This window comes from Flavobacterium sp. W22_SRS_FK3 (assembly GCF_052113665.1).
GTDB lineage: Bacteria > Bacteroidota > Bacteroidia > Flavobacteriales > Flavobacteriaceae > Flavobacterium.
In genome coordinates this window covers 12,325-35,017 of sequence record NZ_JBGQOF010000008.1, presented here as the reverse complement: position 1 = coordinate 35,017, position 22,693 = coordinate 12,325, and the positions used below count along the sequence as shown (strand labels likewise).

Sequence of the window (22,693 nt, the reverse complement as noted above, 5' to 3'; positions counted from 1 at the left end):
TGTAATTAATACAATTAAATAATGAAAAACATAAGATACAGATACTCTTTAATTGCTTTAGCGTCGATATTGATTTACGCCTGCAGTACCAGCACTAAAAAAACATACACCGTAAGTTCACCTGGCAAAATCACTCAATTAATTTTTGAATTATCTTCTTCCGGTCAGCCGCAATACAGCTTTACGTCTAATGGAAAATCAGTTATAGAACCTTCTTTGATGGGTTTTGAATTTCAGGGAATCCAGAAGATGACAGAAGGTTTTGAAGTGGTTTCTGCCGAGGAAAAAACTACCGACGAAATCTGGGAACAGCCTTGGGGAGAATTCAAAAAAGTTCGTGATCACCACAACGAATTAATTGTTCATTTGAAAGAATCAAAGGGCAAAGAACGTTTGGTGGATATTATTTTCAGGGTTTTTGATGATGGTATTGGGTTTCGCTATTTCTTTCCAAAACAGCCTCATTTAGGCAAAGTAAAAATCTCTGATGAGGTTACGCAATTTACTTTTAAATCTGAGAATGATGTCTGGTGGATTCCTGTTCACAGAGAAAATAGTTATTACGAAAGTACGTATCGTAAAACGTCTATCAGTAAAACAGATACGATTAATACGCCGGCTACTTTTGAAACCAAAGAAAAATTATTTGTGGCGATTCATGAAGCGAATTTAACCGATTTTGCATCAATGACGTTATTAAAAACAAATAGCAAACAATACAAAAGCGAGTTAGTGCCTTGGTCAGATGGTGTAAAAGTATATGCCGAAACACCTTTTACAACACCATGGAGAACAATTGTTGTTGGAAAAACTCCCGGTGATGTTGCCACTTCAACCATTATGCTCAATTTAAACGATCCTTCAAAAATTGAAGATCTTTCCTGGATTACACCTTCAAAATATATTGGAATCTGGTGGGGCATGCATTTAGAGAAATTTACTTGGGGACAAGGATCAAAACATGGTGCAACTACAAAAAACACCAAAGAATATATTGATTTTGCTGCAAAAAATGGTTTCGACGGAGTTTTGGTTGAAGGCTGGAACGAAGGCTGGGACGGAGACTGGACAGCTGATGGTTCTGCCTTTAGTTTTGTAAAACCATATCCGGATTTCAATCTGGAAGAAATTACGAAATATGCCGCTATGAAAAATGTTCGTTTAATCGGACACCATGAAACGGCGGGTGCAACAAAAAACTATGAAAGCCAATTGGAAGATGCTTTTAAACTGTATCGAAAAATGGGTGTGAATTCGGTTAAAACAGGTTATGTCAACAAATATTTAGATAAAAAAGAATGGCACGACAGCCAATACGGAGCACGTCATTACAGAAAAGTAATTGAAACGGCTGCGAAATACCACATTATGATCGACAATCACGAACCCATGAAAGGAACCGGAATTCAGCGTACCTATCCAAACTTTATGTCTCAGGAAGGGGGAAGAGGTCAGGAATACAATGCATGGTCTGCAGATGGCGGAAACACGCCGGAACATTTAACGACTTTGCCTTTTACCAGAATGCTTTCAGGACCGTTTGACTATACACCGGGTAATTTCAATTTTGATTATAAAACGCCTTCGGGAGCGAGAGTTCAGACTACCTTGGCAAATCAATTGGCTTTGTATGTGATTATTTTCAGTCCGTTGCAAATGGCTTCAGATTTACCTGAGAATTATGTTGGAAAACCAGAATTTCAATTTATAAAAGATGTTCCCTGCACCTGGTCTGATACCAAAGTTTTAGATTCTAAAATTGGACAATATACCACCATTGTCCGTAGAGACTGGGATGAAAAAAACTGGTATTTAGGATCTATTACAAACAAAGAGGCAAGAAACATTAAAGTTCAATTATCATTTTTGGAGACAGGAAAACAATATGAAGCTGAAATTTATGCAGATGGAGCCGGGGCAAATTACAAAACGAACCCGTATCCGGTAACAATTTTAAAACAAAAAGTAAACAGTAAAACAGTTTTAGATATCAAACTCGCAGCTGGTGGAGGAGCAGCTATAAAATTCTCTCCAATCGAAATATAAGTTAGTTAAATCAGTTTGAGTCAAGTTTGAGCAGGAAACCCGATATTTTTAAAAAGTTATCGGGTTTGTTATTTTATTTTTTGCCATATAAGTGATATAAGTTAATTTTACTAGTTAAAGCAAAAACTTATAATCTGTAATATGAACTTATATAGTTTAAAATTAATGTTTGTAAAGCTTTACATGGTTTCCAAAAGAGTAAGTTGCTGCTAAAGTTGGACCATTATAGCTCCATTTTAAATACCCGTTAAGTCTTTCTCTTTCAACATCAACTCTCACGTTTAATCCGGTATATCCTGCTGTTAAGCTAAAGTTTTTGTAAACATTGTATAAAACAGAAAGGTTATAACTTAATATTCGTCCGTCAATATTATCGACTTTAAGAGCAAAGTAATTCGCATTAGCATAAAGCCCGACTTTTTTTCCTAAAACAAATTCTCCCCAAAGTCCTATGTCAGGCAGTGGTGCTGTAAAATTGAAATTTTCTCGGAATTCTGCTTCTGCTGTACCGGCCTCAAATTTTATGCCCATGTCTCCTAATAAAACGTGGCTTCCAATAAGGGCTCCAATTTCGTATGCCGGTTTTGATATAAAAGCATAACCGTATGTAATTCGAATAATTTGATTGTCGGCAAATGCTGAAATTCTCGCATTTACAGGGTATGTATTATCTCCAAATTCAATATTTCTTTCAAGGGTTTTTGTAGAAGTTCTTTTTAAATAAAAATATTCTGCACCCAATCTAGACCTTCTGGAGATACGCCATTCAAATGCTCCGGTAAACGATGTTGAGGATTTATCAAAGCCAAGGTCTTTTTCGAAATCAATTACATCTCCGATTTCGCCATTGTTACTCCCGTATTTAACTTCTGTATTATTGGAAGGAAAAAATACACCAGCAGTAAATTTAAAACGTCTTGCATGCCAGGGAAGATCTTCCTGAATGTCCACATCGTAATTGGGTTTGTTTTCTACAGAGATTAAAGTATTGTTAAAAGACGCTTCGGCAACAGACTGTGCTTTTGATGAGAAAAAGGAAAGGAACACTATCAACAAATAAAATAATTTTTTCATACTATTTATTTTTAGGTTTTTATTGATAAATTTTATTACTTAAAGTTAACGAAAAAATCATTCATTTTGCATTTTTTGATTTTAATATTTTTATTATTTAGCTGAATGTCAGTATTATGTAGTTTTTAATGGAGGTTTTTTTGAATTACAATGTCGTGTGAGTGATAGCAGCTGGTTACCGAAGTAACGCGTATAGCACGACAGCATTAAAAAAAGACCCGAATAAGCGCAAAGCCTGATTGGGTCTTTATTTAATGGTGGCACACCCTGATTTATATTTTAATTATACCCGATTATAATCGCCTTTCCAATTTACAATAGCTTTTTTTATGGCATCGCCTGAGAGATTTTCTGCAAGTGCACGTTCAATTAGGGGTAAAAATTCAGTATCAGGAGCAAACCGGAATGCAAATATCTGATCATCAGTAAATTTATATTCGATAGTTTCAAATCTGGTTCCGGTAAGGGTATAGTAACGATATCGAAGTTCAAGTTTAACGATTCTGTTTTGTAAAATCAAGGCATAATGCTGACGAAGCATATATGCCAGACAAAATAAAAAGATAAAAATTATGGCTATAAAACTCCATATAAGGTGATAAGGTGAGGTTACCGCAAAATAAATGCTAAAAGATAAAAAAAAAATCAAAGCAGGATAATATATAAAATGGTGTGATGGATAAAATCGAATATGATTTTTATAGGATTGCACTTTCATGATTTTTGTTTTTGATGTGTGTTTTTAATGTAAACGTAAAAAAAGCTATTTATAACAAATAGCTTTTTTCCCCAAATAATGAACAATCAATACAAAAGTATTGTTTTCTATTTATTTTTTATCTAAATCCTGTTTAAGCATTTTTGCATGCTGAAGATGTGCAGTAAGGGTTGCAACGTTATTAGAAGCCCAGGTTTTAATTTCCTGATCAGTGGCGTTTTCTGATGCTTTAGTAAATTTGTCAATTGCTTTTTCGTGACCTTCAACCATCATGTCTGCAAATTTCTTGTCAAAATCAAGACCTGATTTTTCATTTAGTTTGTCGTATTCATCCTTTCCTTCTTCAGTAATTGAAGCTGGCAGAGAAAAATTACGGTTGTCTGCAACAGTTTTTACCTCTGCAGCTAATTTTGTATGAGAGTCAACAAGCATTTTACCAAACTTTTTGACTTCTGGATTTGTACTTTTTGTTTGGGCAAGTTTTCCAATTTCGATTTCAGCCAAATTGATTTCAGTTGCATCAACTAAAAACTCAGAATCATCTTCTTTAGAATCTATGCTGTCAAATTTAGCTTCGTTTTGATCTTCGGCGACTTCTTTTGTGTCTTCTTGTTTGGTTTCATTTTTACAAGAATTTAAACTCAGTAAAAGTATTCCGGTTCCTAAAACTACTTTGCTAATTAAAAGTATCTTTTTCATGATTTTTATGTTTAAAATTTATTAGGATAAAATTATTTAAACATATTTAGAGTATTTTATACTTTGAATTAATAATGTTATATCATTCAAACCTTTAAATATTGATCGATGACTTTCCATTCGTTTAATTTTGAGTTGAATGATTTGCTGGCGTTGGCCGGACTTGTAGAAGGAAGGGTAATAAGATTATATTTAGTGGTTACTGAAACATATTTTTTAAAGAAGACTGCTGCTTTTTGTCCGTTAAAAATGATGGTTTTAATATGAGGATGTTGCTCTAAATATTGTTCAAAATCATTTGCAATTTCATTTTTAATAGCACTGTCCAGACTACCAATTCTGTCGCAATATTGTAAAACGTCCCACAAAGCAATCTTATTTTGAAGTAATAATGCTTTTCTGGTTTCGTAATCTTTTGAAAAATCTTCATTTAAAATTTCAAACATAAAACGCCAGAAATTATTTTGGGGATGACCATAATATTGCTGAATATCAAGTGATTTCGTGCCAGGCATTGTACCCAAAATCAGGATTTTTGCATCTGCTGTTGAAATAGGGGCAAAAGAAAAACTTTTCATATAAATAGAGTAAAAGAATCATTTAGAAGTAATTATAAAACAAAACACAAAAATTATATAACAACTTTTAAGGTGTTTTAAACGAATTTTGAATTTAAGATTTATAATTAAAAACAAATTAAGTCTGTTGTCAATTATAAATATAATTTTTTGAATTTAAATCCAGGCAAAATGAAAACAGTAACTATATATAAAGATAAAATTAAAAATATATTTGATGAACTTACAATAGGTTTAGGTGGGAAAATAACTTTTGATTCTGATGAATATGCTTTAGAAATCAATAATAATTTTGCCAAAGGAACCATCGTTGGATCTTCGTTTAGTGATTCTATTTCATGTCTTCAATTTGATATGTTTTTTTCTGAAGATGTAAAAATCAGTATTGCAAATCCAAGTATTTCGCCTGTATATTTTGCCTATTGTTCAAAAGGAAGTCTGTCGCATAGTTTTGGAATGTCTGGTGTAGAAAGAAAATTAAAAAAGTTTCAGACTGCAATTGTTTCATCCAAACAAAATGAAGACAATATTTTGTTTTTTGAAAAGAATAGTAATACCAAAGTCACTTTAATTGTGGTGGGAACACAAAATACGGATTCGCTTGAAAATAATTTTTTCAATAATAAAGTCAAAGAAACTTTTTTTGAAAAAAACCTGTCAGGTAATTTTTTCTATGTAGGCTCTTATAATTTAAAAATAGCCGAAAAAATAGAACAATTAAATGCTGTTACACAAACCGGAATTGTTCGAAATCTGTTAAAAGAAGGGATATTGAAAATTATTTTAGCAATGGAAATTCAGCAGCATTCAGATGATATGAATAATTGTTTAAAAGAAACAAACTTCCTTACATTAAAAGAAATGGAAGAAATAAAAAAACTATCAGATCTTATCAAACAAACCCCGGAAGAACAGTTTACCATAAAATCACTTAGCAAAAAATCAGGTTTGTCGCCAAACAAACTTCAGGAAGGTTTTAAAATGATTCATGACAGAACGGTAAATGATTTTATTACGCATATGCGAATTTTAAAAGCCGAAATCTTAATTAAAAATTCGGATTTAAATATTTCAGAAATTGTGTATTGTATTGGTTTTACAAGCAGAAGTTATTTCTCTAAAATCTTCAAGCAAAAATTTAACTGCAGTCCGAAGGAATACAAATTCAGTCAAAATCAGCTCGCTATAACAGCTTAGTTATTTTTTTAAGGAGCTTATCCTGCTAGTTCGCTATATCTTTTTATCCGCAAAAAAAAGTGGATAAAAAGGATGCCGCTTCCATCAGGGCTAAGAATTCAGTTTTCATAAAACCTGTTCGAATTTCATAATCAGCTTTTTAAATTAACCGGTTATTTTTCGAAATAATTTGGAAACATCTCTATACCATATTAAGGAAGCTTACATCATACTTTAGTTCAAAATATTTTAAAATAGTAATGCTCTAATTTTCATTTTCAAAATTTTGAAAATGAAAATTAGAGCATTAAAAAATACAGTAATTTGTAAGAATTTTGCAGGTTTCAAATTTAGAATTACTACCCTATGGCGTCAAGCACAACTTCTTCATTGGTGACATTAGAAAGGTTTATGGCAGTTTCTATTAGTGCTAAATGTGAATATGCCTGAGGGAAATTCCCTAAAAGTCTTTTAGTTTTAAAATCGATATCTTCACTAAATAACCCTAGATGATTACTATATGAAAGAAGTTTTTTAAATAGTTTTTCTGCTTTTTTTGTTTCCCCAATTTTATACAGGCTGTTTATAAACCAAAAAGTACAAATTGTAAATGATGAGGAGGGAAGACCAAAATCATCTTTGTTTTTATAACGATACAAAAGCCCGTCATTACTTAAGTCACGTTCAATAGCTTTTACGGTAGCAATATATTTGGGATCCATGGCGTCAATAAAACCATAAGTTTCCATTAAAAGCACAGAAGTATCAAGCTCATCTGAACCATAAGACTGAGTGAAAGCCTGAACAGATTCCTTCCAGGAATTTTTCATGATATCTTCTCTAATTTCATCAGCTAAAGGTTCCCATTTTTCAGCCTTATATTTCTTTCCTAATATTTTAGCAACCTTTATTGCTCTGTCAATGGCAGTCCAGCATAATATTTTGGAAAAGGTAAAATGTCTTTCTTCCGTTCTGAATTCCCAAATACCTTTATCAGGTTCTTGCCAGTGTCTGCTTACAACCCATACAATTCCTTTGGTGATGTTCCAGAGTTCTTCGCCATTTTCAGTATCATTGCTAAACGTAACAAGCTGTTGGTAAATAACATCCATTAAAATTCCGTAAATATCGTTCTGACGCTGGGAATAGGCGGCATTTCCAATTCTTACCGGTTTGCTTCCCATATATCCGCTAAGATGATCTAATGTTTTTTCTGTAAGGTTCTTTTCTTTATTGATACCATACATAATCTGTAATTTTTCATCTTTAGTAGGAGTCAGATCAACAATGAATTGCAGATAATCTTTGGCCATTTTTTTGTGCCCAAGTTCCGAAACTACTTTAACAACCATAGAGGCATCCCGTATCCAACAGAAACGATAATCCCAATTTCGAACCTCGCCAATAGTTTCAGGAAGAGAGGTAGTTGCGGCTGCAAGGACAGCTCCGGTTTTTTCGTAACTTAAAAGTTTAAGTGTTATAGCACTTCGCGCTATCTGCTCATTGTACTTTTTATATTCTGTTGTTTTATCGGTCCATCCAAGCCAGTATGTTTTTGTTCTTTCAAATTCCAATGCAATTTTTGACTGCAACGGAATAAAAATTTTTTCATTGTAAGCCAATAATAAAAAGCTATCTTTTTCAAGCGTAATCTCACTGCCATCTGCAATTTTTTCAAGATCTAAATTACTGTAAAGAAAAAGGGAGTCAAATTTTGTACTACCGGTGAGGCTAACAATATGATCCGGTTTTACAAAACTTACTGTTTTGCCTGATGCATATTCTAAACGGGGATCGTAGATAACTTTAAAAGCCGGTGTTCCGGAGAGTTTTCTAAAGTAACGTATAATTTCCGGCGGCGCCTGATAACCTCCTTTGTCTTTTCGATAGCGAGGCATAAAATCATTTACTTCAAAGGCATCCGTGCCGTTAGTAAAAGTGGTGACCAATATACTGGTATTTTCAATATATTTCTGGCTTACAGTATAATCATCACTGGTTTGAATTTCAAAACTTCCTCCAATTTCCGAGTCTAATATTTTTGCAAAAACGGATGAAGAATCAAATTCAGGAAGACAGCACCATTCGATAGATCCTTTGTCTGAAATTAATGCTGCGCTTCGGCAATTTCCTATAATACCATAGTTTAAGTTATTCATAAAGTTCTTTTTTGTTAGGTTAAAGGCCCTTAATTCTTTAAATTTACGAAAACAATATTATTAATCCAAACCATTTTTTGATGAATAAAACAGTTATAGTTTCTAACAGACTCCCCATTGACCTTAAATTTGATGATGAAAACCTGATTGTAAAACCCAGTATTGGCGGACTGGCTACTGGCATGAAATCAGTTCATTCTGAAGGCAACGGAATCTGGATAGGCTGGTCAGGACTTACTGAAGAAGAAATTGAACCCAGATATCAGGAAGAGGTAGATTTAGCATTGGCAAATGAAAAATGCATCCGTGTTCCTCTTACGTCATACGATATCGAAAATTATTATTTCGGTTTCAGTAATAATGCTTTATGGCCCCTTTTTCATTATTTTCAGGCCTATACTGAATTTGAGCATACCCACTGGGAATCGTATAAAGAAGTGAACCAGAAGTTTGCTGATGTTGTACTGAAAAATGTAAATGATGGCGACACAGTATGGATACACGATTACCAGCTTTTATTACTTCCGGAATTGCTAAGAGAAAAAAGAGCTAATCTTACTATTGGTTTTTTCCTCCATATACCTTACCCATCGTATGAGCTTTTCAGAACCTGCCCATGGCGGGATGAATTATTATTCGGAATGCTGGGTGCTGACCTGATTGGTTTTCATGCCTATGATTATGTCCGACATTTTATAAGTTCAGTGGCAAGAATAATTGGTCTTGAAGTTCGTTTTAATGAAATATCTTACGGAGACAGAATAATTAAAATAGATTCTTTTCCAATGGGGATAGATTATGATCGTTACCATAGTGCTGCCCTTGAACATTCGTTACGTCCTGAAAAAACAAAATCAGAATTAATGCGTAATATTGAACTGCATAATTTATCTTCCGGAGAGGGAAAACTTATTTTGTCTATTGACAGAATGGATTATACGAAAGGAATCCCCAACCGAATAAAATCATTTGAATATTTTCTGAACAAGTATCCGGAATACAAAGGAAAAGTCCGTTTAGTGATGCTTGCAGTTCCCTCAAGAGAAAATGTTCCGCAATACCAAAAACTCAAACGGGAAACAGATGAATTAGTTGGAAGGGTCAACGGGAGCCTTGCAACCGTTAACTGGACACCTATTTGGTACTTTTACAGATCGATGCCTTTTGATGACCTCATTGATCTTTATGTAGTTGCAGATGTAGCGCTTATTACGCCTATTAGAGATGGTATGAACCTGGTTGCAAAAGAGTATGTAGCAACAAGAACTAATGGGACAGGCGTATTGATTTTGAGTGAAATGGCCGGTGCTGCCAAAGAAATGCATGAAGGATTATTGATTAACCCTAATAATTTTGAACAAATTGCAGATACTATAAAGTATGCTTTAGAAATGCCCGAAGAGGAACAAAAAACACGTATGGATGCTCTGCAGGCAAGAATTTCCCGCTATGATGTAGAAAGATGGGCAGGAGAATTTTTAAAATCCCTGTATGACACTAAAAATACTTTAATACCTGTTATTACTAAAAAAATAGATAATGATATTATACAGGAGATGTCATTACAATATAAAGAGGCTGATAAAAGATTGTTTTTATTAGATTATGACGGAACATTAGTAGGATTTAAAAATATACCAAACGACGCCAAGCCGGATCAGGAATTATATACTTTACTTGACACTATTGCCGCGCAAAAAAACACAGAAGTTGTCATCATTAGCGGACGTGATAGAAAAACCCTTGAAAGCTGGTTTAAAGATAAAAATTATACCCTTATTACTGACCATGGTGTTTGGTTGAGAAAAAAAGGGATGGATTGGGTTTGTCTGGAAAATCTTAAAGCTGACTGGAAAGAAAATGTCAGACCTGTTTTGGAAACTTTTACAGACAGTACACCAGGAACTTTTATCGAAGAAAAAGAGTTCTCTCTGGCATGGCATTACAGAACGGCTGATGTAGATTTGGCAAATTTAAGAATAATGGAGCTTAAACATATGCTTAACAGGCTTCTTGCTAATAATTCACTTTCAGTATTAGAAGGCAACAAAGTGCTTGAAGTAAAAAGCAGTAATGTAAATAAGGGACGTGCTGCTTCAAGATTTATCGGAGATAATCAATATGATTTTATTTTTACAATAGGTGATGACTGGACAGATGAATATATGTTTCAGGAAGTTCCGGCTCATGCATTTACAATAAAAGTTGGAAAAGGAAAAACAACAGCCAGATATTTCACCAGCGATATTATTCAGGTACGCGAAATTTTAAATGGTATCACTAAATAGATGAGGTAATTTATTTTTTTTAAAAATAGTGATAACAATAAACTTATTTAAGATCCTAATGTTTACTACGTTTTAATACATTAGGATCTTAAATATTTATCTTCCAAATCGATAATATTCTAAATCTTTATGAGGCTTATTTTTTAAAGACTCTAAAATAGAATTCATCCCGATTACGCTAAATGTAATACCGTTTCCTCCAAATCCTAAAATATAATGTTCGTTTACATCAGCATTTGGTTTTCCAAAGTACGGTAAACCGTCTTTGGTTTCCCCAAAAGTGCCGGCCCAGGAATAATCAATTTTAAAATTAATTTTGGGAAACTTTTTTTGAAATTTATTTAATAGAAATTTTTCTTTTTTAGGTAATAGCTTATCACGTTTTACAGGATCTTTAAAATCTTCATCGCCTCCACCCATTATGATTCTATTATCGTGTGTTGATCTAAAATATAAATAAGGGGATGCCGTATCCCAGAAAATAGCATTTTTAAAGATATTCGATAATTCAGGAATACTTTCAGAGGCAATTACATACGTGCTTTTAAGATCGACTACTTTTTCTTTCAGCGTTTCGGTACTTTCATAACCGCTGCATCGAATTATGTGATCGGCTGTAATACTATATTTACTTTCGGTATTTGCAATAATTTTTCCTTTTTGATTTTGAGTCGAAACAATATTGGTACGATCAAAAATCTGCATCCCATTTTTCCTGCAGTAAACAATTAAATCCTGGGCAAGTCTATACGGATCCATAACTGCTGCGGTTTTAGATTCTATGGCAGCAAGAGCATTGAGTCCAAATTTTTCCAGATCCCATCTTTCCAGCCAGTTTACATCAAATCCATTTTCTTTTCTGGCATTGAACTCATTTTTCAGAAATGGAATATCTTTCTTTAAGGAACAGAAATAGATGCTTTTTTTAAATTCAAAATGACAGTCGCTTTTTATATCGTCAATAATTTTTCGCAAGTCAAAAATGGCTTTTTTTCCGTTGGTATAGCTGTCAACAGCACATTCTAAACCTCTTAAATTTATAAGCTCATGAAGTGATACATCAATTTCATATTGTAGCAATGCAGTACTTGCTGCTGTGCTTCCATTACAAATATCCCGGCGGTCAACTAATACAACTTTTTTTCCTTCATTAATTAGTTTATAAGCGATTAATGCCCCGGTAATACCTCCACCAATAATCAAAATATCGGTATCAATATCCGATTCTAATGATGGATAACTGGTTTTCATCGCATGTTTTAATGGCCAGAAACTTTCTGTTGAGCGTAATTTCATGTTTTGATGTTTTTTGGGAACGTTTTTTATTCGATTATATTTTTTTAGTTTTGTTTATTAAAATCATTTTACCTTTTCTTTTCGAACTACTTTATTGCTTTTTTCGTTATAAACTGCATCGAGTATTTCTCTTCCCGTTTTACTGAAGACTTTTATTTTTGGAGCTTCATGAGTACCGGTAATGGTAATTGGAAAACCAACAATTCCAAAGGGAGGAAGTCCTAATCGCAGTCTTAAATCTAACAATCCGTCGAAACTTGTAGTTCCTTTTATTGTCGGTCTAAAACTCGCAACACTAAAAGTAAAAGGATCAATATGAATTAAATTATTATTAATTTTAGATTTTATTTCAATGCCTTCCATATCCGGATTGTTCAAACCATCTTGTCCTGTTTTTGAACTTATTCGGTCAAATAATTTAAGGCCTTTAATTTTTACATCACGTAAATTCAAGGTTCCACCTCCTTGAAAAGATTCATAAATCGGATTCATATTGCCATCCAGATCTCCTTTGATTTTATAATCTACAGAGATAATTCCATATGCTTTTTCGGCAGCAGTCACCATATCATGGAACATCGGAATTTCTTTATATGCTCTTTGGATGCTAAAATCTTTTGCACGAAAGTGAGCATCAAAATGAGCCGAGGTTGGCGACTCGTCTTGGTATAAAGCATCAACTACCAATGCACAATCGATAATATTAAACACAGCATTTTCCAGATAAAAATTACCTTTAGAAATACCTGTTTTTCCATTGAGCTGGTTAAAAACAAGTCCGTTATATTCAATTTTGTCTACATTTGCCATTAGGCTTACATCTAGATTTCTGGGTACAATAACGACTCCGCTCATTTTAGGGTTGTCTTCCTTTGCGTATGTAACCTCTAATTTTCGGTCTGTATTTTCACCTTTTTCCAAAGCCATAAATTCATCAACATTTATCAGTTTAGATTTCATATTGAAATTGCCTCGTAAAGTGCCGTGTGATTCCAAAAAATAATTGATTGTATTCAGAAGGTATCCGTTGATATTAAAATCAGATTTTCCATAAGAAGCATAAAATTTTTCAAACCACATTTTTTCATTTTGAAATCTAAAATTTCCTTGTTTGATAAAAAATGCCTTTGGAAAAAGTTCTGATGTTGCCTTGATGTTTTTTAATATTATAGTGCCTTTGTTATTCAGTTTCTCATATTGACCAGTGGTTGCATAACTTTGTTTTCCCTGAAGCGAAAGATCTGCCTTTGCATAGCCTGAAATATCCATTCCTTTTCTGGAAAAGACCTTGTAAATATTTCCAACATTAAGTTCTCCTTTTAGTTTAGCATTGTAAGCCAGGTCGCTAAAATCTGTAAGAGCAGCATTTACATACACAGGATTTCCTTCAAATACAAACGATGCCGGAGCAACAGCAATAATCAAATCCTTGTAAGTACCGGCCTTATTAAGCACATTTGCAACAAAAGTAATGTCTGTAATAGGGTTTGGATAAGTATCTGTTTTTAACCAACCGTTATGTAATGCAATTCCTCCTCTTGTTTTGGGAAATAATTTTTTTGAGGCACTAAAAGTTCCTTTTGCCTGAATATTAGTTCTCAGGCTTCCTTTTAAATCGAGGTTATACAAGCCCAAAGCGGCATCAAGTGTAGCCAGATCTAATGCTCCTTTTACGCTAGCGTCTACAGTCATTTCTGTAAAACCTTTGCTTTGTAAATAGGCGTTGAAATAATCTTTTTCTCCTACTTTAAATTTGAAAGTCTTTAAATTCACTAAAAGTTTTTCAATTTCGAGTGAAGGCATAATTGCATTCAAATTCATTTGAAAATCCGTTAATGGCGCAGGAGCATTTTGATAATTGATTGCTCCTTCATTAATTTTCAAATTAAAAGCCAAATCAGGTTTTTGTTTTTTGGCAACATTATAATTTCCTTTAAAAGTAAAAAGCAAGTCACTTTTGCCTGAAATTTCGGTTTCCTCAAGCCAGGTCAGATATTCAGGAGGCATAACAGACAATAAATCTTTTACAGTCGTGTTTTCTGACGCTGCTCTAATATTGATTTTGTATCCGTCTCTTAAAATGGTAAGTAAACCTGTAAATTTTAATGGCAGTTCATTGATTTTTAACTCGTTTTTTTGAAGAATAAAAGAAAGGGCATGTGTGTTAATTCGGGTAATTAAGTCGGCACGCAATTCTTTTTTTCTAAGATAAGCGGTTCTGTCATAATAAAAGTCAATGTTATCAATTTTGGCATCGGTATTCAAATCGAAAATCTCTTCGCTTAAATTTCCTTTTCCCACATAATTAAACCCCTTTGCATCAACCAGAATTTTAGCCGAACGGTCATTATATTTAACGTGACAATCTTCAAAATCAATACGTTCCAGACGAATTGCTGTTCCTTCATCAGGAACACTTGTGTCTTTTTTAACATCTTCTGGTGCTATATAAATGTTATAATTGGCTTCACCTTTTTGGTTTACCATTATATTTATATCTGCTTTGGAAACATATAATTTATTGATTTTAACTTCATTGTCAAATAATAATCGTTTGATGTTAATTCCAAAAGCAACCTGTTCTGCTTTTAATAACGTATCCTTTTTAAACGGAGCAGAACCTGTTAGCGATAAATCATCAAGCGAAACTGTGAGTGATGGAAAATGTGTAAAGAATGAAAATCTGGATTTTGAAAATTCTATTTTGCTGTCTAATCTTTCATTGGCAATTTTTTTGACTTCAGAAGCAACAGTTCCCGGAAAAAGCAGCGGAATCAAAAATAGTAACAGCAAAATACTTGCTATTACTATTCCTGAAATTTTCGCCGTTTTTAAGGCAATATGTTTGAAATCAGAATTCATACTAAATCAGTTTAAAATTATTTCTTTTTCTTAGCTTCCTCTGCTTTTTTAGCTTCTTCTTCCGCTTTTTTATTGTCTTCTTTTAGTTTTTCCTCTTTTAGTTTTTCGGCTTTTTCCTGCTGTTCTTCCTTTTTTTCTTTGGCTTCTTCTATTTTTTCTTCTTTCTGCTTCTCTTTTTTCTTGAAGTAACCTCTTAAAAGGAAATTGCTTTTAGCCGCTTCCATATTTTCGCTAAAGCCTTTTGTCCCTTTTTCAAGATTTTCCAATGTATTATCCATTGCATCTGCCATACCCGGATCACGAATTAATTTTGAAAGAGCTCCATTTCCATTGTTCATGCTATGGCTGAAAATTGCCAGTTCTTCTGAAATAACACCTACATTATCCATACTTTTTTTAACACTTTTCATGATGTCACTCATTTCAATTCCACTCAATGAAGCAATTCTTCCATTATTTTCAATCACAGTCTGAGATTTGACACCAGGTGTAATAGTAAGTACTTTATCACCCATTAACCCATCAGAACCTATACTAGCCCTTGCATCTGTTTTGATAAATTCACGAACGTCATCTTTAATAACCATTCCGACTACCACTGTTGAATCATTGAACAGTTGAATTTCATCTATGGTACCAATGTTGATTCCGGAAAATCGCACGTTGTTACCAATTTCTAAACCGCTTACGGTTTTAAAATTTGATGTAATTCGAAATGTTGAACCAAACAAATTTTGTTGTTTTCCAATAAAATAGACGGCCAATATAAAAAGCAGTAAACCTATTGTTACAAACATTCCTAATTTCCAAGTATATCCAGATTGCTTATCCATGATTTTTGTTTTTGATTTATTTTATTCAAAGAATGAGCGTACCCATTCGTCTTCACTTTTTTCTAATTCTTCGTAAGTTCCTTCTGCCTGAATTTTTCCTTCTTTTAAGACGATAATCCGATCAGCAGTTAGTTTTGCACAAGCCATATCATGTGTGATAATAATTGCAGTCGTTTTGCGCTGCTGTTTGATGTCTAATATCAATTCGCTGATTTCCCTTGATGTAATGGTATCCAAACCTGTAGTAGGTTCATCATATAAAATTATTTCTGGCTTTAAAATTAAGGTGCGTGCCAGACCAATTCTCTTACGCATACCTCCTGATAATTCTGATGGCATTTTGTCAATTGCTTCACTTAAACCTACGCTTTCCAAAGCTTCCATCACTTCTTTTTCAATTTCATCAGCATTAAGATTACGTTTGTGCTTTCTTAATGTAAAAGCAAGATTTTCTCTCACAGACATTGAATCATACAATGCACCGCTCTGGAACAAAAAACCAACGCGGGATCTCATTTCATTGAGTTCTGTTTTGCTAAGCTCCAGAACATTTTTACCAAAAACATTTATTTCTCCTTTATCAGGAGTTATCAGCCCAACGATACATTTTATAGTTACCGATTTACCGGAACCGGAGCGTCCTAATACAACTAAATCTTCACCTTTGTTAACTGTAAAATTTACGCCTTTTAAAACATGATTATCCTGACCAAAAGTTTTATTTAAATCTTTGATTTCTATTATCACCGCTTTTTGATCAGCTTTGACTGCAGGTTCTGTATTTTCTTTTTCTTTAATCATCTTAAAAAAATAAATCGGTTATCTGTACGGCCAGCATATCTATAATAAAAATGGTAAGTGATGCTGTTACAACTGCAGAATTAGCAGCTTTTCCTACGCTTTCAGTCCCATTTGAAGCATTAAATCCTTTATAACATCCAATCATTCCAATGAAAAATCCGAAGAAAAAAGTTTTTATAGTGGCCGGTATCAAATCCAGAAATTCCAATGACTGAAAAATTTTAGTTATATATCTATAAAAGCTCATATCGCCATGAATATTGACACCAAAATAACCACCAACGATTCCTATGGCATCAGCAAAAATTACAAGAATTGGAACCATTAAGGTAGTGGCTAAAATTCTGGTAACTACTAAGTAATTATATGGATTAACAGCTGAAACTTCCATAGCATCTATTTGTTCCGTCACTTTCATTGAACCTAATTCTGCACCAATTCCTGAGGATATTTTTCCGGCACATATCAGTGCAGTTATTACAGGCGCAATTTCACGAATTAACGAAAGGGCAACCATTCCCGGCAGCCAGGATTCAGCACCAAATTTCACTAGAGTAGGTCTTGATTGCAGAGTGAGTACCAGCCCCATGATAAAACCTGTTATAGCTACCAATGGTAAAGATTTGTATCCGATGATATAGCATTGTTTTATAAATTGCCTGGTTTCGTAAGGGGGTATAAAAACCTCTTTAAAAAAACGGCTTGCAAACTGTGTTGCATTTCCTATATCTTCGAATGTGTTTTTTAAGTTTAGGATCAAAATAGCTAATTTTTAGTTACTTAGTTTTATACGTGATTTTTAATTATCATTTTTTAACTAATGTTAAAATTAGCTTAGGAATCCAAAAAAAACCTTACAGAACTTTAACATATGTTTATATAATTTACACCGAATTAAATGCAATAAGCAGATGATTTATTCGTTGATTTTCAAAACAAAAAAAATCCCTTTCGTAAAAAAGGGATTATATTTTGAGTGGGGTAACAACTTTATGAGTTTATAATCAAATCTGCTTTTGTTTTGATTAAATCAATTACTTTGGATTCCGTCTCTTTGAAGTTTTCCATCAATAATCTTGCAGTTAAAAAACATACTGTTGATTCAGAACCTTGATTCAGGTTTACGTTTTCTTTTTCAAGGCCATCATATCCGCCACCGCTAATTGGATTATACATAATTTGCTGCAGGTGATTTTTTCCTAAAAACCAGTTAAAAGCCGTTTTCATATATTCTTTATGCAATGGATTTTTGAAAGCACTGTAAAAAGAATTTAAAGTCTGAATAATATAAGAAACATCAATAGGCTGTTCTCCATACTCTTCTGGTTGTGAGTCTTTATGGTACCAGCCGTTATTTGAAATTACTTTGAAACCTTTTTTAGTAAACATTTTAGAAAGTAAAAAATCAAGTGATTCATTTGCTATTTTTTTGTAAATAGGCTTGTTGGTAACCAAATAGGCAAATAACATCGATTCCGGCAAAATTCCATTTCCGTAAGTCAGATAATTTTCAAACCATTTCCAGTCTTTCGTAGCATGAATTTCATAATTAGAAACTAATTTAGCATTTAGCTTATTAATAATTGCCGACACGTATAAATTCGGAATTACACTATTATACAAGTAAAGCCCTTTAGTAGCAAACCCAATGGAACGGGGTGACTGAATTGTTTCGGCCCATGATAAACTTTTCAGGAAACATTCAGAAGCTTTATGAACAATTGCTTCCGGTAAAATGTCTTTCATTGCAATCAAGCTTCCTAATGCCCAGATTCCTCTTGCATTTGAATCCTCTAAATTTACTTCTGCATTTTGCTCAACATGTTCTCTGTTGTATTGATCTACATAATTGATGAAATTTCCTTCAGGATTTTGACAGCGAACTATAAAATCAAGATAAATTAATATGTAAGGCAAATCGGCTTTGTCATTTGTCAGTTTATAGTGCATACCGACAGCAACTAAAGCTCTGGCATTATCATCTAAAGTATAACCTGTTGACAAATCAGGAACAGAAATTTTACTGAACTGAATAATTCCTAAATCAGTTGTCATTTTTTTAACGTGATCCAATTCAATTGAAGGATAGTTAAATTCAATTTCTGATGGATTTACCATTAAGTTCTTGTAGGTTTCCATATGTGTGATAGCAACATTCTCCCATGATGAAGCCGTAGTTTTGCGAAAAGCATTAATACCCATTTCTTCTCTCAGATTATCATCAGAAAGTAATTTTAAAGTGGCATCTGCAAATTGTTGTGATTCTCCGATATCAACTAAAATACCTGAATCTTCTGTTAGTACTTCTAAGGTATGTGGAATTTTTGAAGCTACAAGCGGGCAGGCACAGCTCATAGCATAGGCAAAAGTGCCGCTAACAGCCTGATTAGGATCTTTTGAAGTAAACAAATAAATATCAGCTGCTTTTAGGTAATCTAAAAGATCATTAGTATCTAAATATTCATTGATAAAACGAACATTGTTATGTAAATTTAATTCATTCACAAGTCCTTCTAATTTATCGCGATAGGCGTCAACACCATCGATAATCAGGTTTGGATGTGTTCTTCCGATAATCAAATAAAGAACATTTGGTTCTTTTTCTACAATTTTGGATAAAGCCTGTAAACCGGTCTCGATATTTTTACCTTCACCTAAAAGTCCAAAAGTAGCAAGAACTTTTCTGTCTTCAATACCAAATTTTCGTTTTGCCTCAGCAGGAGTTTCATAAATAACGATGTGAGTTCCGTGTGGAACGCAAGAGATAATTTCTTTTTGAATGTCATAATCTTTCATTAGGATTTCCTGAGATTGATTTGTCATTACAAAAACTGAATTACTGTAAGAAAGCAAAAGCTTCACAAATGTTTTTAATTCTTTGTTTGGATTTTGAATAACACTATGAAAAGTAAAAGTTACCGGCTTTTTTATAACATTTAAAAATTCTAATAAATGGTCGCCGTAATTCCCTCCAAATAATCCAAACTCATGTTGAATATGAACCAATTTTACCAAATCATCATTATTGATTTGTTCGGCAACTCTGGCATAATCTTCTTTGTCGGTTGTGTTTAGTGTAAAAGCCAGTGTTGGATTCTCTACTGGAGATTTAACCAATTCGCAGATTTCACAGCTTATTGAATTTCCATAAACATCCATAATCCCTTTAATAGTATCCTGAGTGTAAGTAGCAATACCGCATTGTGTTGGCGGATAAGTTGATAGAAAAATTATTTTTGATTTAATTGTTTGTAGCGTTTTCATTGGGATTATTTTTTAGTTCGTTTAATAAGTCGTTAAGGTTCAAAGAGGCTACGGCGATTTTATCATCAGCAGCACCGTAATAAATATAAAGGCGATCATCAAAAATGGCTGTTCCGGTGGGGAAAACCACATAACTCACATACCCATGTCTTTCGTAATATTCTGAAGGCGTTATTAAAGGTACTTTTAATCTTGATAGTACTTTTCTTGGATCATTAAGATCTAATAAAGCAGCACAGGCATGATAAACGAGTCCTTTTTCTCTTCTTTCTGCAGCATGATAAATTAATAGCCACCCTTCAGGCGTTTCAACTGGAGGTGCTCCCGGACCAATATGGCTTGTTTCATGATCAAACCTTGGTTCCATAACTATATAATCTGGCAAATTTTTTAAATAGTCTTTCCAGAATTCTTCAGTAAGATCTTTCTTTTTATCAAAACTGAAAATTTGTATGGATGGAAATAAACGATGTAATGCAACAAATTTTCCATTAATTTTTTTTGGAAACAAAACCACATTTTTATCCCATACTAGTAAATTTTCCTTGATTGTTTCTGATAAAGGATAATTTCGCTCTACATTAAAAGCCAGTATTTTGGCAATACCTGGATTTTGAAGATGCTTTCTGATAAGATTTGTAAATTCATTTATTATAAATCTTGGAGTTATAATACCTTTCTTTTTAAATTTTTTTAAATCTTTTGATACTGCAAGTGCCCCACAAGTATTTATACCATCGTAAGTTACGTAAGTTAGGTAAAATAATTCATTAATTTTTGAAATTCTCGGATCTTCTACACCGTGAATTTCATATATGTATTCTGGAGAAAATATCGGTTCTTTATTTCTTTCAACAACAGTTGTAGGCCCTTCAAGTCGGCAATAACCAATTGTTGAAAAATTTCCTCTTTTCGCTGCTCTGTAAAACATGTGTACCGTATTTCCATCCTGATAAATCGCAGGATTTAAAACGCCTAATTCTTCAAAAGTGCGGTCTGTTTTTTCTAAAATCACGCCATGTTTTGTAGCTAATTCCATACTTTAAATTATTTTTTCATAAAATTATTTCACAAACAAGGGCAGTTTTAATCCAATCGATTAAAAAATTGACTCAAAAAGTTTCAGATGGGAATTATATAAGACTATCAGTGGGCTGAGAGAACTTTTATAGTTAAAAAAAAAATCAATAGGATTAAAGCGAATTGCTTTATTATATAAAATTTGTAATGCGCTTTTTTCAAAAGGATAATTTCTAAAATTTAGAATTAAAATGAAGAAGATAAAAGCCTTTTCTTAATTTAAAAAATGATCATGAACACAACTACAAAATCTCAGGAAAAATTAATGAATTTGTTAATTACTAAACCTGAACTGGCTATAGAAAAATTAGATCTCGTTTACGTAAGTGATAAATCGATGCCGATACAAAGGTATAAGGAAGGCGATGTTTTTATTTACAAAAAAAACGGAAGATCAATCAAACAAAAGAGTGAATTAAAACGTTTTAATAGTCTTGTGCTTCCGCCTGCATGGGAAAACGTTAAGATTTCTGATTTATCTAATGGGCATCTGCAGGCCGTAGGGCTAGATCAAAAAAACAGAAAGCAATATCGCTATCACCCAAAATGGAATTTAATTCGCAATCAAACCAAGTTTTATAAAATAGCCGATTTTGGAACCAAATTGCCTTTGATAAGAAAACAGGTAGATGCCGATTTGGAAAAGAAAGAATGGTCAAAAAATAAAGTGGTGGCTTTAGTGATAAGACTAATGGAAGAGACCCATATCCGAATAGGAAATGAAAAGTACGCCAAAGACAATAAATCCTACGGACTTTCGACTTTACGAAAAAGACACATTAATATTAATAAAGATGCTATACGTTTTGAATTCATTGGAAAAAAAGGAAAACAGCACTCTATTACAATCCGAAATAAGAAGCTGATTAAATTAGTGAGCAAATGCGAGGAGATTCCGGGTTGGGAAGTTTTTAAATATTATGATGAAAACGGTGAAAGAAAAATTCTCGACAGCCACATGGTCAATGTATATCTTCATGAAATATCAGGCGAATATTTTAGTGCCAAAGATTTCAGGACATGGTCTGCCTCTGTGATTTTCTTTGAAACTTTAATGGAATTAGGAATTGCGGAAGATGAAAAAGAAATTAAAAAAAATATTCTGACTGCTTATGATGTTACAGCAGCAGCTTTAGGAAACACCAGAGCAGTCTGTAAAAGTTATTATGTACATCCTTTATTAGTATCCACATACGAAGATGGTTCGATTAAGGAATATTTTGATAAAATTAAAAGAAGCAGAAGCAACAAGCACTATTTTTCACGTACTGAGAGTGTATTTTTAGAACTCATTCAATGTTATCAGCCTGGACTATGTGTTTAAAGCGCGATAAATATTTTTTAATTGACGAATATGCCTCTGAGTATGAAAAACGCCAAAGTTGAGCAGTTCGTAAATGGTTAAGTTTCCCAAGCCCGGGATTTCAAAATCCATGCAGGTTAGTGTGAAATCATAATTTTCGGCTATATCAAGCATTTCCTTTTCAATATTTTTAAGATGCAGCAGAAGTTCAATTTTATCAAATTCTTTGGTTTCAGGATAAATAAAATCAGGAGAATTATATTTGGTATTGAAATTAAGAAAGATTTCTTTGAGCGCAGGAATTTTGTTATCATTGGCTTCTTCTAACTTTTTAGTATTAGAATCACAGACTTTATGAAATCCTGATGTTGCTTTTATAACATGACGGGTAACTTGCCCGGCAGTCCAGCTTTCTTCAAACGGAATAGTATTGATTTCGTCTTGCGTAAAAGGAGAAAGCGTTTTGTATAACTGCTCGAAGGTTTTTGCGATTTCTTGTTTGACTTCGGCTTTCAT

At 33.2% G+C, this 22,693-nt stretch carries 17 protein-coding genes; 4 read left to right on the top strand and 13 right to left on the bottom strand.

Going from position 1 to position 22,693, the window contains the following annotated elements:
* Positions 1-21: 21 nt before the first annotated feature.
* Positions 22-2,046, top strand: coding sequence for a glycoside hydrolase family 97 protein (locus ACEN2I_RS09390; RefSeq protein ID WP_441765843.1), 2,025 nt, complete (start codon positions 22-24; stop codon positions 2,044-2,046).
* A 162-nt stretch (positions 2,047-2,208) separates the two neighbouring features.
* On the opposite strand, the gene ACEN2I_RS09385 is transcribed toward ACEN2I_RS09390, so the two are convergent.
* The 4 genes from ACEN2I_RS09385 to ACEN2I_RS09370 form a co-directional block, all read right to left on the bottom strand.
* On the bottom strand, positions 2,209-3,120 hold the full coding sequence (locus tag ACEN2I_RS09385; RefSeq protein ID WP_441765842.1) for a hypothetical protein: 912 nt from the start codon (positions 3,118-3,120) through the stop codon (positions 2,209-2,211).
* 283 nt (positions 3,121-3,403) lie between these two features.
* A complete protein-coding gene (locus ACEN2I_RS09380; protein ID WP_441765841.1) occupies positions 3,404-3,838 on the bottom strand; it encodes a DUF6526 family protein in 435 nt (144 codons plus the stop codon).
* A gap of 111 nt (positions 3,839-3,949) precedes the next feature.
* The gene (locus tag ACEN2I_RS09375) at positions 3,950-4,537 is read right to left on the bottom strand and encodes a DUF4142 domain-containing protein (RefSeq protein ID WP_441765840.1); all 588 of its coding nucleotides are present in this window, start codon (positions 4,535-4,537) and stop codon (positions 3,950-3,952) included.
* Positions 4,538-4,623: 86 nt separating this feature from the next.
* Positions 4,624-5,115 (bottom strand): DNA-deoxyinosine glycosylase, encoded by a 492-nt coding sequence (locus tag ACEN2I_RS09370; RefSeq protein ID WP_441765839.1) that lies wholly within the window; start codon positions 5,113-5,115, stop codon positions 4,624-4,626.
* Between the two features lie 171 nt (positions 5,116-5,286).
* Between ACEN2I_RS09370 and ACEN2I_RS09365 the strand changes: the two genes are divergently transcribed.
* Positions 5,287-6,312, top strand: a complete 1,026-nt coding sequence (locus tag ACEN2I_RS09365) for a helix-turn-helix domain-containing protein (protein ID WP_441765838.1) — start codon at positions 5,287-5,289, stop codon at positions 6,310-6,312.
* Positions 6,313-6,650: 338 nt separating this feature from the next.
* On the opposite strand, the gene ACEN2I_RS09360 is transcribed toward ACEN2I_RS09365, so the two are convergent.
* On the bottom strand, positions 6,651-8,450 hold the full coding sequence (locus ACEN2I_RS09360; RefSeq protein WP_441765837.1) for a glycoside hydrolase family 15 protein: 1,800 nt from the start codon (positions 8,448-8,450) through the stop codon (positions 6,651-6,653).
* Between the two features lie 80 nt (positions 8,451-8,530).
* Here ACEN2I_RS09360 and ACEN2I_RS09355 point away from each other — a divergent pair, with 80 nt between their 5' ends.
* On the top strand, positions 8,531-10,738 hold the full coding sequence (locus tag ACEN2I_RS09355; RefSeq protein ID WP_441765836.1) for a bifunctional alpha,alpha-trehalose-phosphate synthase (UDP-forming)/trehalose-phosphatase: 2,208 nt from the start codon (positions 8,531-8,533) through the stop codon (positions 10,736-10,738).
* Positions 10,739-10,834: 96 nt separating this feature from the next.
* Here the strand turns inward: ACEN2I_RS09355 and ACEN2I_RS09350 are convergent, their stop codons facing one another.
* The 7 genes from ACEN2I_RS09350 to ACEN2I_RS09320 all read right to left on the bottom strand — a co-directional run bounded on the left by ACEN2I_RS09350 (position 10,835) and on the right by ACEN2I_RS09320 (position 20,833).
* On the bottom strand, positions 10,835-12,034 hold the full coding sequence (locus tag ACEN2I_RS09350; protein WP_441765835.1) for an NAD(P)/FAD-dependent oxidoreductase: 1,200 nt from the start codon (positions 12,032-12,034) through the stop codon (positions 10,835-10,837).
* Between the two features lie 63 nt (positions 12,035-12,097).
* On the bottom strand, positions 12,098-14,896 hold the full coding sequence (locus tag ACEN2I_RS09345; protein WP_441765834.1) for an AsmA family protein: 2,799 nt from the start codon (positions 14,894-14,896) through the stop codon (positions 12,098-12,100).
* A 17-nt stretch (positions 14,897-14,913) separates the two neighbouring features.
* Complete coding sequence (locus tag ACEN2I_RS09340; protein ID WP_441765833.1) at positions 14,914-15,729, bottom strand: MlaD family protein; 816 nt, start codon at positions 15,727-15,729, stop codon at positions 14,914-14,916.
* A gap of 21 nt (positions 15,730-15,750) precedes the next feature.
* Positions 15,751-16,530 (bottom strand): ABC transporter ATP-binding protein, encoded by a 780-nt coding sequence (locus tag ACEN2I_RS09335; RefSeq protein WP_441765832.1) that lies wholly within the window; start codon positions 16,528-16,530, stop codon positions 15,751-15,753.
* Position 16,531: 1 nt separating this feature from the next.
* The gene (locus tag ACEN2I_RS09330; protein ID WP_441765831.1) at positions 16,532-17,290 is read right to left on the bottom strand and encodes an MlaE family ABC transporter permease; all 759 of its coding nucleotides are present in this window, start codon (positions 17,288-17,290) and stop codon (positions 16,532-16,534) included.
* A gap of 230 nt (positions 17,291-17,520) precedes the next feature.
* Complete coding sequence (locus tag ACEN2I_RS09325; RefSeq protein ID WP_441765830.1) at positions 17,521-19,794, bottom strand: glycosyltransferase; 2,274 nt, start codon at positions 19,792-19,794, stop codon at positions 17,521-17,523.
* Positions 19,772-20,833, bottom strand: a complete 1,062-nt coding sequence (locus ACEN2I_RS09320) for a pesticidal protein Cry7Aa (RefSeq protein WP_441765829.1) — start codon at positions 20,831-20,833, stop codon at positions 19,772-19,774. Before ACEN2I_RS09320 ends, ACEN2I_RS09325 begins: the two co-directional genes overlap by 23 nt.
* 273 nt (positions 20,834-21,106) lie before the next feature.
* Here ACEN2I_RS09320 and ACEN2I_RS09315 point away from each other — a divergent pair, with 273 nt between their 5' ends.
* A complete protein-coding gene (locus ACEN2I_RS09315; RefSeq protein WP_441765828.1) occupies positions 21,107-22,198 on the top strand; it encodes a DNA topoisomerase IB in 1,092 nt (363 codons plus the stop codon).
* Here ACEN2I_RS09315 and ACEN2I_RS09310 read toward each other — a convergent pair.
* A complete protein-coding gene (locus ACEN2I_RS09310) occupies positions 22,187-22,693 on the bottom strand; it encodes a DinB family protein (RefSeq protein WP_441765827.1) in 507 nt (168 codons plus the stop codon). The genes ACEN2I_RS09315 and ACEN2I_RS09310 overlap by 12 nt on opposite strands.

Coding starts and splice junctions, on each gene's coding strand:
- ACEN2I_RS09310 (WP_441765827.1), bottom strand. CDS start 22,693: ATGAAAGCCGAAGTCAAACAAGAAATCGCAAAAACCTTCGAGCAGTTA.
- ACEN2I_RS09335 (WP_441765832.1), bottom strand. CDS start 16,530: ATGATTAAAGAAAAAGAAAATACAGAACCTGCAGTCAAAGCTGATCAA.
- ACEN2I_RS09350 (WP_441765835.1), bottom strand. CDS start 12,034: ATGAAATTACGCTCAACAGAAAGTTTCTGGCCATTAAAACATGCGATG.
- ACEN2I_RS09365 (WP_441765838.1), top strand. CDS start 5,287: ATGAAAACAGTAACTATATATAAAGATAAAATTAAAAATATATTTGAT.
- ACEN2I_RS09340 (WP_441765833.1), bottom strand. CDS start 15,729: ATGGATAAGCAATCTGGATATACTTGGAAATTAGGAATGTTTGTAACA.
- ACEN2I_RS09345 (WP_441765834.1), bottom strand. CDS start 14,896: ATGAATTCTGATTTCAAACATATTGCCTTAAAAACGGCGAAAATTTCA.
- ACEN2I_RS09360 (WP_441765837.1), bottom strand. CDS start 8,450: ATGAATAACTTAAACTATGGTATTATAGGAAATTGCCGAAGCGCAGCA.
- ACEN2I_RS09375 (WP_441765840.1), bottom strand. CDS start 4,537: ATGAAAAAGATACTTTTAATTAGCAAAGTAGTTTTAGGAACCGGAATA.
- ACEN2I_RS09385 (WP_441765842.1), bottom strand. CDS start 3,120: ATGAAAAAATTATTTTATTTGTTGATAGTGTTCCTTTCCTTTTTCTCA.
- ACEN2I_RS09355 (WP_441765836.1), top strand. CDS start 8,531: ATGAATAAAACAGTTATAGTTTCTAACAGACTCCCCATTGACCTTAAA.
- ACEN2I_RS09390 (WP_441765843.1), top strand. CDS start 22: ATGAAAAACATAAGATACAGATACTCTTTAATTGCTTTAGCGTCGATA.
- ACEN2I_RS09325 (WP_441765830.1), bottom strand. CDS start 19,794: ATGAAAACGCTACAAACAATTAAATCAAAAATAATTTTTCTATCAACT.
- ACEN2I_RS09370 (WP_441765839.1), bottom strand. CDS start 5,115: ATGAAAAGTTTTTCTTTTGCCCCTATTTCAACAGCAGATGCAAAAATC.
- ACEN2I_RS09320 (WP_441765829.1), bottom strand. CDS start 20,833: ATGGAATTAGCTACAAAACATGGCGTGATTTTAGAAAAAACAGACCGC.
- ACEN2I_RS09380 (WP_441765841.1), bottom strand. CDS start 3,838: ATGAAAGTGCAATCCTATAAAAATCATATTCGATTTTATCCATCACAC.
- ACEN2I_RS09315 (WP_441765828.1), top strand. CDS start 21,107: ATGAACACAACTACAAAATCTCAGGAAAAATTAATGAATTTGTTAATT.